The 14,415-nt window shown below is 65.5% G+C and carries 13 protein-coding genes; 9 read left to right on the top strand and 4 right to left on the bottom strand.

The window, feature by feature from the left end; genetic code table 11:
- The 9 genes from ACFPOU_RS02465 to ACFPOU_RS02425 form a co-directional block, all read left to right on the top strand.
- Positions 1-1,092 (top strand): WD40/YVTN/BNR-like repeat-containing protein (locus ACFPOU_RS02465; RefSeq protein ID WP_379716694.1); only part of this gene is annotated, 1,092 nt, incomplete at its 5' end.
- A gap of 32 nt (positions 1,093-1,124) precedes the next feature.
- Positions 1,125-3,602 (top strand): efflux RND transporter permease subunit, encoded by a 2,478-nt coding sequence (locus ACFPOU_RS02460; RefSeq protein WP_379716691.1) that lies wholly within the window; start codon positions 1,125-1,127, stop codon positions 3,600-3,602.
- A gap of 23 nt (positions 3,603-3,625) precedes the next feature.
- The gene (locus tag ACFPOU_RS02455; protein WP_379716688.1) at positions 3,626-4,591 is read left to right on the top strand and encodes a VOC family protein; all 966 of its coding nucleotides are present in this window, start codon (positions 3,626-3,628) and stop codon (positions 4,589-4,591) included.
- Position 4,592: 1 nt separating this feature from the next.
- The gene (locus tag ACFPOU_RS02450; RefSeq protein WP_379716685.1) at positions 4,593-5,423 is read left to right on the top strand and encodes an enoyl-CoA hydratase/isomerase family protein; all 831 of its coding nucleotides are present in this window, start codon (positions 4,593-4,595) and stop codon (positions 5,421-5,423) included.
- A gap of 38 nt (positions 5,424-5,461) precedes the next feature.
- Positions 5,462-6,292, top strand: coding sequence for an SDR family NAD(P)-dependent oxidoreductase (locus tag ACFPOU_RS02445; RefSeq protein ID WP_379716682.1), 831 nt, complete (start codon positions 5,462-5,464; stop codon positions 6,290-6,292).
- A gap of 9 nt (positions 6,293-6,301) precedes the next feature.
- Positions 6,302-7,228 carry a quinone oxidoreductase family protein gene (locus ACFPOU_RS02440; RefSeq protein ID WP_379716679.1) on the top strand — a complete coding sequence of 309 codons (927 nt, stop codon included), beginning with the start codon at positions 6,302-6,304 and terminating at the stop codon, positions 7,226-7,228.
- Between the two features lie 38 nt (positions 7,229-7,266).
- Positions 7,267-8,223 (top strand): Rieske 2Fe-2S domain-containing protein, encoded by a 957-nt coding sequence (locus tag ACFPOU_RS02435; RefSeq protein WP_379716676.1) that lies wholly within the window; start codon positions 7,267-7,269, stop codon positions 8,221-8,223.
- The gene (locus tag ACFPOU_RS02430; RefSeq protein ID WP_379716673.1) at positions 8,220-9,254 is read left to right on the top strand and encodes an oxygenase; all 1,035 of its coding nucleotides are present in this window, start codon (positions 8,220-8,222) and stop codon (positions 9,252-9,254) included. The genes ACFPOU_RS02435 and ACFPOU_RS02430 overlap by 4 nt, the downstream gene beginning before the upstream one ends.
- A complete protein-coding gene (locus tag ACFPOU_RS02425) occupies positions 9,247-10,467 on the top strand; it encodes a multidrug effflux MFS transporter (RefSeq protein ID WP_379716670.1) in 1,221 nt (406 codons plus the stop codon). Before ACFPOU_RS02430 ends, ACFPOU_RS02425 begins: the two co-directional genes overlap by 8 nt.
- A 55-nt stretch (positions 10,468-10,522) precedes the next feature.
- Here the strand turns inward: ACFPOU_RS02425 and ACFPOU_RS02420 are convergent, their stop codons facing one another.
- From ACFPOU_RS02420 to ACFPOU_RS02405, 4 genes are all read right to left on the bottom strand, one after another.
- Positions 10,523-11,122: an aromatic-ring-hydroxylating dioxygenase subunit beta gene (locus ACFPOU_RS02420; RefSeq protein WP_379716667.1), complete on the bottom strand. Its 600-nt coding sequence runs from the start codon at positions 11,120-11,122 to the stop codon at positions 10,523-10,525.
- Between the two features lie 41 nt (positions 11,123-11,163).
- A complete protein-coding gene (locus tag ACFPOU_RS02415) occupies positions 11,164-12,564 on the bottom strand; it encodes an aromatic ring-hydroxylating dioxygenase subunit alpha (protein ID WP_379716665.1) in 1,401 nt (466 codons plus the stop codon).
- A gap of 93 nt (positions 12,565-12,657) precedes the next feature.
- Positions 12,658-13,125 (bottom strand): hemerythrin domain-containing protein, encoded by a 468-nt coding sequence (locus ACFPOU_RS02410; RefSeq protein WP_379716663.1) that lies wholly within the window; start codon positions 13,123-13,125, stop codon positions 12,658-12,660.
- Positions 13,126-13,754: 629 nt separating this feature from the next.
- Positions 13,755-13,958 carry a cold-shock protein gene (locus ACFPOU_RS02405; RefSeq protein WP_192056991.1) on the bottom strand — a complete coding sequence of 68 codons (204 nt, stop codon included), beginning with the start codon at positions 13,956-13,958 and terminating at the stop codon, positions 13,755-13,757.
- Between the last annotated feature and the right edge of the window lie 457 nt (positions 13,959-14,415).

The raw sequence follows: 14,415 nt of genomic DNA, 5'->3' as shown, positions 1-14,415 counted from the left end.
GACCAATTCGGCGCACGCACCCGCCTCGGCGCGGCCCTGTGCGCCGCATGCTTCGCAACGCTCGCTGCTTTCTCGGGCGCCGCACGCGCCGAAGTCCTCGACCGTCCCGCGCCGCCTTCCACGCTCGCCCTCAAGCGCTCCTTGTCCGGCATTGCCGTGCAAGGAGCGAACGCCCTGGCAGTCGGCGTGCGCGGCACCATCCTGGTGTCGAGAGACGCCGGCAAGAGCTGGCAGCAGGCAAGCGTCCCGGTCAGCGCCGACCTCACCACGGTGCGCTTCACCGCGCCCGGCGTCGCCTGGGCGCTGGGCCATGACGGCGTCGCATTGCGCAGCGCCGACAGCGGCCGCACCTGGACCCGCATGCTGGACGGACGCAGCCTGGCCGCGTTGATTAAGACGCATTACGGGGCATTGGCGGCCGCCGGCAGTGCCGAGGCGGCCGAGGTGCTGGCCGAGCTCGATCGCGCGCTGCGGCAGTCGGCCACCCCCGGCGTCTTACCCTATCCCTTGCTCGACATCCGCATCGGCGCCGACGGCGAAGGCTTCCTGGCAGGCGCCTTCGGTGTCCTGCTGCGCACACAGGACGCCGGCAAGACGTGGGAGCCGATGCTGGAAAAGGCGGCCAACGACCGCCGCATGCACCTGTACGCGCTGGAGCAGGGCGCCGACGGCAGCTTCTACCTGGCCGGCGAACAGGGCCTGCTGCGCCGCTACGATCGCGCCGCGGGCCGCTTCACCGAACTCGCCAGCCCTTACGCCGGCACCTTCTTCGGCCTGAAGGCCAACGGCACGGCGCTGGTCGCCTACGGGCTGCGCGGCAACGCCTTCGTCAGCGAGGACAACGCGGCCACCTGGAAACCGCTGGCGCTGGGCGCCGCCGCGACTGTCGTGGCCGCGATCCCGGCCGGGCCGGGCCAGTTTGCGTTCGTGACGCAGTCGGGCCAGGTCGTGTTGGCCGGCGCCGACGGCAAGCCGGCGAGCGCGGCTCCCCGCACCCGTGGCGAAGTGTTCGACGCGGCCTTGTCGGCCCCCGGCCAGCTGGCCCTGGCCGGCATCGGCGGCGTCACGCTGGCGCCCATGCCGTCGAAATGACGGCATATCAGTGAACAACTGGGAAGAATCAAATGGCAGGCCATAGCGAACAACCCCGGATGCCCGTGATACGGGATCCCAAAGACTTCGACCGGCGCTCGGGCAACCTGCTCGAGCGCGTGATCTTCAATAACCGCGTGCTGGTGCTGCTTGCCTGCCTGGTCGCGACCATCCTGCTCGGCGCGGCGGCGACCCGGATCAAGGTCAACGCCAATTTCGAGCGGATGATCCCGCATAACAGCCCGTATGTGCAGAACTACCTGGCCTACAAGAACCAGCTTCCGGGCCTGGGCAATACGGTTCGGGTGGTGGTCGAAAACAAGACCGGCGACATTTACGACCCGGCCTACCTGGAGGTCATGCGCAAGATTAACGACGAGCTGTACCTGATCCCCGGCGTCGATCGCTCCTGGATGAAGTCGATCTGGCTGCCGATCGTGCGCTGGCGCGAAGTCACCGAGGACGGCATCACCGGCGGCCCGGTGATGCCCGCCCAGTTCGACGGCAGCGCGGCCGAAATCGCCAAGCTGCGCGCGAATATCGGCAAGGCCGGCATCGTCGGCAGCCTGGTGGCGCTCGACGCGAAGTCGAGCATGATTGTCGCACCCTTGCTCGATACCGATCCCAAGACCGGGCAGAAACTCGACTACAGCGCCTTTTCCGAACGCCTGGAAGCGAAGATCCGCACCTACGAGAACGACAAGGTCGGCATCCACATCGTCGGCTTCGCCAAGATCGTGGGCGACCTGATCGAGGGACTGCGCGCGGTGATGCTGTTCTTCGCGGTCTCGGTCGCCATCTCGATGGTCTTCGTCTACCTGTACACCCGCTGCGTGCGCAGCACGGTCATGCTGGTCGCCGCCGCCGTGATCGGCGTGGTCTGGCTGCTCGGCCTGATGCAACTGCTGGGCTACGAGCTCGATCCGTATTCGATTCTTGTTCCCTTCCTGATCTTTGCCATCGGCCTGTCGCACGGGGCCCAGAAGATGAACGGCATCATCCAGGACATCGGGCGCGGTACCCACAAGTACGTTGCGGCGCGCTATACCTTCCGCCGCCTGTTCGTGGCGGGCGTCACGGCGCTGCTGGCGAATATCGTCGGTTTCGCGGTGCTGGTCATCATCGACATCCCGGTGATCCGCGACCTGGCGATCACCACCAGCGTCGGCGTGTCGGTGCTGATCTTCACCAAGCTGTTCCTGATTCCCGTGGCGCTCTCGTACGTGGGGATCAGCGAGTCGGCGGTGCGGCGCGCGATTGCCGACGAGCAGAAGACGGCCCAGGGCCGCTCGCTGCTCGGCCGCGTCTGGGCCGGTCTGGATGCACTCACCGAGCGCCGCTGGGCGATTCCGGTGGTGCTGGGATCGATCGCCGTCGCCGTCGTCTCGGCGCTGGTGATGCAGGACCTGCGCATCGGCGACCTCGATGCCGGTGCGCCGGAGCTGCGCGCCGATTCCCGCTACAACCGCGACAACGCCTATATAACGCGCCACTACGGCCTCTCGAGCGACCAGTTCGTGATCATCATGAAGACGGCGGACGAAGGCTGCCGCCTGTACTCTTCGCTCAACAAGATGGACGGCCTGGCCCAGCTGCTGCGCGCCGATCCGGCGGTGCAGGCCACCACCTCGCTGGCCGAGAACGTGCGCTTTGTGACAGCCGCCATGTCCGAAGGCAGCGGCAAGTGGATGACCATCAGCCGAAACCAGTCGATCACGGACGGTTCCATGTCTGCCGCCGTGATCGCCACGCCCGACATCACCAACCAGAGCTGTTCGGTGTCGCCGCTGGTGGCCTACCTGTCCGACCACAAGGCCGACACGGTGGCGCGCATCCTCAACACGGCCGAAACCTACGCCGCGGCCAACAATACGGCGAAGGGCGCCGCCGAACCGGTGCAGTTCCTGCTCGCCGCCGGCAGCGCGGGAATCGAGGCGGCGACCAATATCGAAGTCCAGAAGAGCATCATCACCATGTACCTGGCGGTCTACGGTTCGACTGCGCTGCTGTGCCTGATCACCTTCCGCAGCCTGCGCGCCACCATCGTGGCGCTGATCCCGCTGGTGATCACCACGCTGCTGTGCAAGGCCCTGATGGTCTGGCTCGGCATCGGACTGAAGGTGGCCACGCTGCCGGTGATCGCGGTCGGGGTCGGGGTCGGCGTCGACTATGCGCTCTACCTGCTCAGCGTGCAGCTGGCCTGCCAGCGCCGCGGCGACAGCCTGCGCGCCGCCTACCGCCGCTCGCTCGACTTCACCGGCAGGGTGGTAGCGCTGGTCGGGATGACGATGGCGGCCGGCGTCGTGACCTGGGCCTGGTCGCCGATCAAGTTTCAGGCCGACATGGGCATCCTGCTGACCTTCATGTTCCTCTGGAATATGCTCGGCGCCCTGATCCTGACGCCCGCACTGTCGTATTTCCTGCTCAACCCGAAACCGCGCGCGCCATTGGCGACTGCGGACGCGGGCACCGAATCCGCCGCCCCGGCCCGCGCCGCGGCCGGCCGCTAACCAAACGACACTGGAGAAGAATAATGTTTGATTTGTTGATGTCCGCGGACATGATGCTGCCCGACCCCGACGGGATGGCGGCCCTGTTGATCGACAAGCTGGGCATCCATGGCCATGCGAACTGGCGCCAGGCATTCGACAACCATCCGTATATCGCGCACTTCCTGCGCGTGCATAAATCGCTGGCGGTGGCGCCGACCCGGGTCGAGCCCCAGTGGCACCTGGACTACGAGAATCCGGGCGACCCGATGTTCCACGAGTTCCTCGAGAGCCTGAAGGACTACCAGGGCCGCCACCGTCCGATGCTGACCCACTCGCTGGTGCTGTCGCTGCACGGCCCCAAGTTCGATGCCTTCGTCGACAAGCTGATGCGGCGTAACCTCGCTTTCCGCATGGCCCAGCGCACGCCGGAAATGCCCTTCGACCGCCTGTGGCTGGGCGCCACGCCGGAGCGCCCGCGCTACAGCCCCGAGGTGGACGGCGGCCTGTGCATCGAAGTGATGCCGATGGAGCCGCTGCAGATGCCTGCCGAGACCTTCGCCACGCCGCCGGCACAGCCGCGCGACCCCAAGCCGGCCGACATGGTGAGGGTAACGGCGCGCGCCTTCCTGGTGCGCGACCTGGACCACACGCTGCGCTGCTGCGCCGAAAACCTGGACTGGGAGCCGCAGGACGCCGTGCAGGACTTGCGTAGCGAGGGCTACCGCCGCGCCGTGATGCCGTTCACGGTTGCCAACAGCGCGGCGCTGCACGTGATCCAGCCCAAGGCCTGGAATACCGACGCCGCCCACTACCTGAACAACTGGGGCCCCGGCCTGTATTACATCCGGATCGCCGTCAACGATTTGAAAGCCAAGGCGGACGACCTGAAAGCGCGCGGCACCGCCTTTACCTGGGTGCCGGAATCGGAAGCCGTCAGCGGCAGACCGCTGATCCGGATTGACCCGCGCGGCCTGCGCGGCCAAGTCTTCGAATTCGAGGAGGCCTGACATGGGCAGCCATCTTGCCACTGCGGGCGTCGCGTTGGAGCGCGAGGCGATCAACGGCTCGGTCAGCATCGAGCGCGAAGGAGCGCTCGGCTGGGTCGTCCTGACCCGCGCGGCGCAGATCAACGCCATCAACGACGAGATCCGCCAGGGCGTGCCGCATGCCTTGCGCGGATTCGACGCCGACCCGGCGATCCGCGTCATCGCGATCCGGGGCGAGGGTGCGCGCGGCTTTTGCGCCGGCGCCGACATCAAGGAGACGCGCGGCCCTGAAACCGCGATCGAAGTGCGGCGCCGCATGGAAGGAGTTCGCTGGATCGAGGCGATCGACACGATCCAGAAGCCGGTGATCGCCGCGATCCACGGTTATTGCCTGGGTGGCGGCCTCGAACTGGCGCTGGCCTGCGACATCCGCTTCGCCACGCCCGACGCCGTCTTCAGCCTGCCGGAAACCGCGCTGGGACTGATTCCCGGCGGCGGCGGCACCCAGCGCCTGCCGCGCATCGTCGGCCCGGGGCGCGCCATGGACCTGCTGCTGACCGGCGAGCGTCTCGACGCCGCCGCCGCCAGGGGCATGGGCTTGATTACCCGCACCGCGAGCGTGTCCGAAGCCCTGGTCGACGAAGTGCATGCCTTTGCCATGCGCATTGCCGCGCGCGCGCCGGCGGCCACGCTGTCGGCCAAGCGCGCCGCGCGCGGCGCCTTCGACCTCGCGCTCAAGCAGGGCCTCGACCTCGAACTCGACCTGTTCGCGATGCTCAAACCCAGCGACGACGCCCAGGAAGCGGCCAGCGCCTTCCGCGAAAAGCGCGCACCGAATTTCACCGGCCACTGAGCCGGCGCATCAAAGACAAATAATCCGGAGACAAAACCATGAGTGAACGAAAGCTGGAAGGGCGGGTCGCGATCATTACCGGCGCCGGCGGCGGCCTCGGCGCTGAAGCCGCGCGCGTACTGTCGCTGCATGGCGCGAGCGTGGCGGTGGTCGACATCGACGGCGCTGCCGCGCAGCGCGTGGCAGCCGGGATCGAGGCGGGCGGCGGCCAGTCGCTGGCCGTGCAGACCGACGTGTCGTCCGAGGCAGCGGTCAAGGCCATGGTCGAGGCGGTGGTGGCACGCTTCGGGCGCGTCGACGTCCTCCACAACAATGCGGCGATATTGAGTGTCGAGCAGCGCCGGCGCGACCGCGACGTGATCAACATGGATGTCGAGGCCTGGGACATGGCGATGGCCGTCAACCTGCGCGGCGCCATGCTGTGCACGAAATACGCGGTGCGCGAGATGCTTAAGAACGGCAAGGGCTCGGTGATCTTCGCCACCTCGGGCCTGGGCGCGCAGGGCGACCTGTCCCTGTCCGCCTATGCCGCCTCGAAAGCGGCGCTGATCATGCTGAGCCGCTCGGTGGCCGCCCAGTACGGCAAGCAGGGCATACGCTCGAACGCGCTGCAGATCGGGCTGGCGCCCGCCGAAAATGCGCACGAGAGCATGCCGGCGCCGCTGATCGACATCCTGCGCGACAACCATCTCACACCGGATGTCGGCACGCCGCGCCAGATCGCCGACGTGGTCGCGTTCCTGGCCTCGGACGAATCGTCCTTCGTCACCGGGACGACCCTGGTCGCGGACGGCGGCTTCGGCAGCCACACGCCCTCGCTGGTGGCGATGAAGGCTTTATTTGCGCAGAGCGGCGCCCACGGAATGTAAGGAAGACGAATGAAAGCAGCCATCATTACGGAAAAGGGCGCGGCGCCGGCGATCCAGGATTTTCCGGCGCCGACGGCGCAGCCTGGCGCCTTGCTGGTCGACGTCGATACAGCCGGCCTGGGCGGCTGGGACGTACTGGGCGCCTACCGTCTCGGCGTGCAGTTCCCGTGCGTAATACGCGGTGAAGGCGTGGGCAGGCTCGAGGACGGACGCCGGGTCTACTTCGGCGAGCGCTCGGTCCAGCCCTACGGCGCCTGGGCCGACCGTACCCTGGTCCCGGTCGAGGAGTTGTGGGACGTGCCGGACGAGGTCGACGACCGCACCGCGATCGCCATGGGCATTGCCGCCACCGGCGCACTGGTGCCTCTGGAGGCGGCGAAGATCCAGCCGGGCGAGCAGGTGCTGGTGCTGGGCGCGACCGGCACCCTGGGACAGATCGCCCTCCAGCTCGCGCGCTATCTCGGCGCCGGGCGCGTGGTGGCCGCCGCACGTTCGGCGCCCGCCCTCGAGCGCCTCAAGGAGCGCGGCATCGCCGACGAGATCGTCGTGCTGGGCGGTGACGACGACGTCGCGGCGCTCAAAGCGGCCGGCGGCGCCGGATTCGACGTGGTGCTCGACCTCGTCTGCGGCCAGCCCATGCTCAATGCCCTCAAGGCCACGCGCTGGGGTGCACGCATCATGACCATCGGCACCGGCGCCGGGCGCCAGCTCAATCTCGATATCGCCGATCTGCTGTTTCGCACCTTGTCGTGTATCGGCACCGGGCAGCGTCCGCCGGCCGACCGCCGCGCGATCTGGGAACGCCTGTTGCGCATCGCGAGCGAGCAGGAGATCCAGATTGACTATACCGACTTCGCTTTCGAGGACGCGCACCTGGCATGGGCCGCACAGATCGATGGCCCGCACGCCAAGATCACCGCGCGCGTGCGCGGCTAAACGAAAGGATCAGAATGCATCAACCGGGGAGGAATGCCGTGCCGACAGGAGCATGGTGGACGGCCGCGCTGTCGGAGCAGGTGGCCGGCACCAAGCCGCTGGCGGTGGTCTGCGATGGGCGGCAACTGGCACTGTTCAGGGACGCCGCCGGCCATGCCTTCGCGCTGGAAGACCGCTGTCCGCACCGCCGGGTTCTGCTGTCGCCGGGCGTGGTGAAGCCGGGCGGGCTGCAATGCCCCTACCACGGCTGGACCTTCGATGGCGCCAGCGGCAAGTGCACCGACATTCCCAACCTGCGGCGCGACGAAAAGATTCCCGCCGCTGCCGTGCGCGCCTACCCGGTCGCCGAACAGAATGGCTTCATCCACGTATTCGCAGGCGAGGGCGAAGCGCCCCAGCGCTTGCCCGCGCCAGCCTACCGCCCGCAAGGGCGGGAATACACCGGCACGGCTGTAGCCGGTATCGCCTTCGACGAGTATCTGGACGTCATGCTGGACGGGCCGGAATGCCTGATGGCCTTCCCCGGCGTACTGATCACCGATTTCTTCCTGGGCGAACCGCGGCGCGACGGCGCCCACGTGGTGCTCGACCGCGGGGCAATGTGGAAGGGCAGGGGACTCGGACCGGCTTTTGTGAGCGAGCACCCGCTGCTGGTGCGCACCCGCGTGCCGCTGGCCGGCGGCGACATTGCCATCGAATTGCTCGATGCAGCCGAACAGGCGCTGGTGACCATCCAGGTTGGGGCCACGGCTAACCGGAGGGGAACGACCAGCCTCGCGTGGCGCGGCTTTGCGCACGCGCGGGCGAATAAGGGGCCGCCAGGCTGGTGCCTGCGGCGGCTTGCCGGCAAGCCGCCCTTTAATGTTTTTACCGACATCGAAGGCCGGGCCATCGCGGCGCTCGAAAAGGCGCCGTCGCTCGCTCGGCGCGGCATCATTCCGATCGCATCGCATCAACATGCGCACCCTTGCGCCGCAGAGGAGAGCTTCGCATGAACAGTGAAGACCCGACCCACAGCCTGGCCGCACCCGACCCCAAACGCGACTGGATCCCGTCCAGCCTCGACTTGCGCGACACCTGGTTCCCCATGGCCTACGGCGCCGAGATCGGCATCCGCCCGGTACGGCGTATCGTCCATGCCCAGGATGTCTACCTCTGGCGCGAGAACGGGCGTATCCGGGCCGCCGAGTTCCGCCCGGAGCTGGTCAGCCAGATGCTGACCCGTGCGAGCGCGTTCACCGGCGGCTCTGCATATTATCCGGTACACGAACGTTATGGCTATGTGTGGGTCTGGTACGGCGACCCCGAGCGCGCACACGAGGGCTTGATCCCGCTGATCCCCTTCCTGCCGGCCGACGGCGCCGGGATTCCGCGCTATACCCAACGCTCGGTGCGCTTCGACGCGTCGACCGCGCTCTCGGTCGAAAACCTGATCGACTTGACCCACGCCGACTTCCTGCACGCGAACACGATCGGCGACGGTCAGTCGGAAAGCGATGTGGTCGAGTTCAGCTCGACCTCGGAGACGCTCACCCGCACCCGTATCGTCACGCGCAAATCGGTGGCGCCGGTGATGCGCTGGATCGGCGGCGTACGGGCGCAGTACCAGGACTTGCGCGCGGTGCTGCATGTCCACCTGCGCAACAACCTGTGCATTTCCTACCCCAGCTTCACGCCGGGCTATGCAATTCCGAACGTGCAGCCCTTCGTCCCGGTTGGCCGGCACCGGTCGCGCGTGGACCAGACCAACTACACCGTGCATGCCCCGGCGCCGTTTCGCTGGCTCATGCCGCGCATCTCCTACATTATCCAGCCCCAGGACAACGCGGTGCTGCGGCCGCAAAATGCGCGCTACCTGGCAGCGGGCCAGCCGCGCGACATGAGTTCGCGCTTCGACGCGCCCGGCAACCGTTACCGCGTGCTGATGGCGCGCTTGGCGGAGCGCCAGCGCCAGGGCGACTTCAGTTACGGCGCCGATGCCGATCCGGCCAGGGACATCGCGGACATCCTCGGCATGCATGGCTGAGCATGGCCCGGTGCCGGCCGCGCGCACCGACCTGGTTGGCATCACCCTGATCCTGGCCGGCCTGGCGATGCTCGGTCCGTTCTCGATCAACGCCTACCTGCCGTCGTTTAAGGACATGGCGGCTGTACTCCATACCGACCGGGTGGCGCTGCAGCTGACCATATCGATTTATTTCGCGGCCTTCGCCTTCATGTCGCTCTGGCACGGGGCGATTTCCGATGCGCTCGGACGGCGCACAGTGGTGCTCGCGGGACTGGCGCTGTACACCCTGGCCTCGCTCGGCTGCGCGCTCGCCACCCGCATCGAACAGCTGTGGGTGCTGCGCGCGCTGCAGGGCTGTTCGGCCGGCGCCGGGATCGTGATCGGCCGCGCCGTGGTGCGCGACCTGCACGACGGGCCGCTGGCGCGGCGCATGATGTCGCAGGTCGTCATGTTGTACGGGCTGGCGCCGGCCGTGGCGCCCCTGGTCGGCGGTGCGCTGCAGGTGGCCTTCGGCTGGCGCGCCGTTTTCCTCTTTCTCGCCTTGCTGGCCGCCGGCCTGTTCGCGGCGGTGGCCCTGCGCCTGCCCGAGACCCTGCCGGCAGCCGCGCGCCAGCCCTTCAAGGCCCGCGCGCTGGCGGCGGGTTATGCCGAACTGCTGCGCGATCGCGCCTTCATGGTGTGGGCCTGTGCATATGCGCTGATGTTCGGCGCCTTCTTCGTCTACGTGCTGTCGGCGCCCGTCTTCCTCATGCAGCACCTGGGACTGGGCGAAGCGGATTTCATCTGGCTGTTCGGCCCCGCCACGGCCGGCCTGATAGGCGGCTCCGCGCTGGCCGGGCGCTACGCGGTGCGCTGGTCCGGCAACAAGACGCTGGGGCGCGCTTTCGGCGTGATGGCGGCAGCCACCTTGTACAACCTGGCGGTATGTGTTGCCGCGCCGGCGGGCGCGGCCTGGTACGTGGCGTATGTGTTCGTCTTCAATCTCGGGATGTCGCTGGCGATTCCCACCTTGACCATGCGCGCGCTCGACTGCGTACCGGCGCGCCGCGGCACCGGCTCCTCGGTGCAGCTGTTCGTGCAGACGGGTTTCAATGCCTTCATCGCCGCGGTGCTGGCCCCGCTGGCCTGGGGTTCTCCGCTGTCGCTGGCGATCGCGGCAGCAGCCTTGTGGCTGTGTGCCGGGCTGGCAGTACTGTTGGCGAGCCGACTGGGGCGCGCGCCGCAGGCATGAAAAAACCGTCCGGCGCCTGGCGGGGCGCCGGACGGTTTTCACCGGCAGCAGTGAGTTACAGGAAGATGCCCAGGTTCGGCGTCCCCAGCACGGCCTGGTCGATGATGACTTCGCGCCGCGCCAGCAGGTAGCCTTCATCGGTCTTGCGCAGCACGTCGTGGCGCTCGCAGGGGACCAGGTCGAAGCGGTCATTGTCGAAGCGGTTGCGGGTCAGCAGCAGGTAGCTCTGGACCTTGAACTCGTTCTCCTTGTCGGTACGGTAGACCCGGATGTTCGACACCATGTGCTTGGTGCGCGAGGGCGGATCCTCGCCCCATGCGCTGCGGGTATCCATCACCCGCATCACGCGCAGCATGATCGAACGGTAGTCGTCGTACATATGCTGGACCGTGCGCACGATCGACTTGTCCTGGTCGCGCGTCGCGCGGGTGTGGCGCAGCGGCACCGTGTATTCGATGTCCTTGGCCACCATTGCGATCCAGTCGCGCAGGCGCAGCGTGTCGAACAGTTCGGCTTCGTCGTACAGGAACTCGACGACGTCGTTGTACACCTGGCTTCCGATCGCAACCCGGTTGGCGCGTAGCGATGGCGGCAGGGGTGTCGGTTCGAGCGGATTTTTTTCCTTGAGGTTCGTTTCCAGCGCGTTCGTTTCCATTCAGGTCTCCTGGCGTTTTTGTAAGGGTTCGAGCGGCTGGTTCATTTGTCGGACGTCATCAGCTCGTGCCAGGCATTCCACCATGCCCATTGGGTGTCGTCCTTGGTGAAACCGTCGCCCACATGTCCCGGACCTGGCCAGCCTTCCGGCGCGCCCTGTTCGAACTTGGCCTGGTACTTCAGCGTGATGGTCTTCGCCATGGCGCCCTTCGCCACTTCGGTCTGGTGCGGCCAGGTGTCGGAGTCTTCCATCTCGACCATGCCCGAGGTGCCCAGCATCTGGACCGACTGGCGCAGCATGCGCGCTTTCAGTTCGGGCGGCGTGTCCTTCTCGGCGAAGATCCAGTTCATGAACTCGAGCTGGCCCGGGCCCTTCGGGATGTAGGCGTGCAGGGCGCAGGCGCCGACCACGGTGCCGTCGGGCTGCGGCAGGTAGATGAACTCGAACAGGCCATTCGGGAAAAAGCCGCCGACCTGGGGCGGGCGCCAGGACATCAGCTTCAGTTGGCCGTCGTCGAAGCGCTCCAGCAGTTCCGGCACCATTTCCGGCGTGATGCCGGGCGGCGGCAATGCCTTCAGCTTTTCGATGACCGACAGCTCGGCCGGGTTCTTGCCGGTCAGGCGCACGATCTTGCGGTCGAGGTCGATGCAGCGCAGTGCGTGGCCCTGGTCGGTCCAGACTTCGCAGCCGTACATCTCCGGCGACAGGTCGGCGCCTTTGCCTTCGGCGTCGGGCTTCTTGGCGTAGGGCCCCACTTCAGCCAGCCAGCGGTGCAGGGTGAGCGTATGGAAGCCGTCGGCGGCCGACTGCTCGCAGGCGGTCTTCCAGTTGGCGTTGATGCGGAAGCGCTGCGGCGGGCCGAGGACTTCGAGGCCGCCGCCGGTGCGCAGAAAGAGGGTGTCGAAGTAGTACTTGGCATCCCCGAAGAACTCCTCGAGGCTGGGACCGTCGATGCTCCAGGTCGCGAAGATCAGGCCGCCATACAGGGCGACTCGCGCCTTTTTCAGGCCCAGCTGGTCCTTCGGAGTCATGTGCCCGTGCATGCATTCCTTCTCGACCGGTGCGCCGATGAAGTCGCCGTTCGGCTTGAATGCCCAGCCGTGGTAGATGCACATGTGGACGTTGGTATTGCCGGCGTCGTGGGTCTGCACTTTCATGGCCCGGTGCGGGCACACGTTGAGCGAGACGTGAATCTCGCCCTCGCGGTCGCGGGCGACGATGACCGCGTCCGAACCCATGTCGCGGGTAATGAAGTCGCCCTTGTTCGGAATCTCCGTGTCGTGGCCCAGGAAAATCCAGGTCTTTCCGAAGATCCGTTCCATCTCGAGTTCATACAGCTCGGGGTCGGACAGGGTTCGCACCTTGACTTCGCGGGTCTCGTGGTTGATCAAGTCCGAGATCCTCGTGCCATCCCGTAGTGTCGTATCGGCGTTCCTGTGCATCGTCGTCTCCTTTGTTTTGCCTTCTTCGTGAATTGTACACATTCCACGAATTTGTTCAACAAATGAGAGCGCGATACGGAGAATTTATTTCGGTCAGGCTGCTGGCGCCACAGGCGGTTTGCCGCTGCCGCGTTTCAGCACCACCGGGACGCCGCCCATGCGCTTCTTGACCATCCATTGCGCGAGGGCCGCATCCATGTAGTCGGCGTGGCCCGGGAACCAGCGCACCAGTTCCTGCGCCAGCGCGCGGCAGGTGTGGGCGTGTCCGCCGCCGGCCAGCAGATCGCGCACTTCATGGACGGATTTCATCACCGCCTCATGCTCGTCGATGTGGCATTGCGTGGCGGGGAAGGCGGTCGATTCCATCCATTCCCGCTCTTCGGAGAAATGGCGCTGTGCGTGGTCGGCGAAGGCGTCGAGATGGCGCGGCAGGTCGGCGTCGGGCGCCGACAGGAGCGCCGCAACCAGGTCGACGAACTCGCGGTGGGTTTCGTCCATTGGGCCGTACCCAAGCAGGAACTGGTCGGACCAAGGGAAGGCTTCCGAGTTAAGTGAGGTCATGGCACTCCTGCAATTCGTTACGGCCGTAAATGGCGATCGAGAGCAGGATACACTTCTTTGATATCTGTTGAAGAAATATCGACACACCCAAGCGCACGGCGCTGGCTCATGTGACTCGATGCCGCACTTGAGGGCGTATATCAGACCGGTTTTGAGCTACGAGGAGGCAGGATTGAGCCGATCAATAATTCCGGTCCTGTCGAATTCTCGGCAACGTAGGGCCCTAGACCTGTTTCAGACTTTCGCTGCGGCGTAAGCGCGAGGGCTGAGCGATGGAAGGCAGGCCCAAACAAAAGTATCGCACAGCTAGCCATGCTTTTTTAGACGACGGCGGCAATGTACTTCTGGGATTACCTGCGGCGAGAACCTAGCAAATGACGCCAACGGTCCATTCTTATCCGACATTATAGAAGTAATGTCATATTTGCCGTCTGGTGCGTCAGATTCTTAACGTATTCCGTAATATTATTTACTCAAAACATAAAGCCTTTAACTCGACAATATACTTGGTAATGTCGAGTTGAAAAGTTGAGTGCTCAAATCCAATCACCAAAAAAGAAAACGCCCGCTAGGGCGCATTCTGTCCTGGCTCAACCGCATGCATCGCGCCAATCGGGCAGGCCAAACGATCACTCAGGCTGAATGTTCGAAGCCTGTTTGCCCTTCGGGCCGGTGGTCACATCAAAGGTCACGCGCTGATTCTCGGCAAGCGACTTGAAGCCTGCAGCGTTAATAGCCGAAAAGTGCGCAAACAAGTCTTCGCCACCGCCATCTGGCGTAATGAATCCAAAACCTTTTGCATCGTTGAACCATTTCACAATACCGCTTGCCATTTTTATTCCCTAGAGTTAATTGTTGATGTCGTATTGGATACTGTCTCTAATCACAGCCCGGCGTTCTGCCTGGCTCAGCAAGGCAATCTTATTATAGGCACAAGATAGCAGCCGTAGATCACAATGTTGCAATTTTGTTGACAAGCTGTATTCAACCTGGCCTTTCTATCGACCGAACGGCAGCGACCGCAAGGCCACCTCGTCCGTTGTAAGGCGCATGAACGGCTCACTCGCCGAACTCTGCTTCCGAGGACCCGCCGCGGGCATAGCTATGAGACGCCGTGCCGCTCATTCGAAGACAACGTGGGAGTGGCCATTTAACGGCGGACGGTCCCGTAGCAAACGGCCGAAGGCAACGCCCGGTCCTCGTTCGACAAGCTGCGCACAGGCCCCTGTGGAACCTCACCTTTAAACACGACGCCTTGTGATCTGGCGATCGCAAGAGCCCGCAGACGCC

The organism is Massilia jejuensis (assembly GCF_042656795.1).
Classification (GTDB): Bacteria; Pseudomonadota; Gammaproteobacteria; order Burkholderiales; family Burkholderiaceae_D; genus Telluria; species Telluria jejuensis.
The sequence above is the reverse complement of the archived record's forward strand: the minus strand, read 5'-3'. Positions and strand labels throughout refer to the sequence as shown.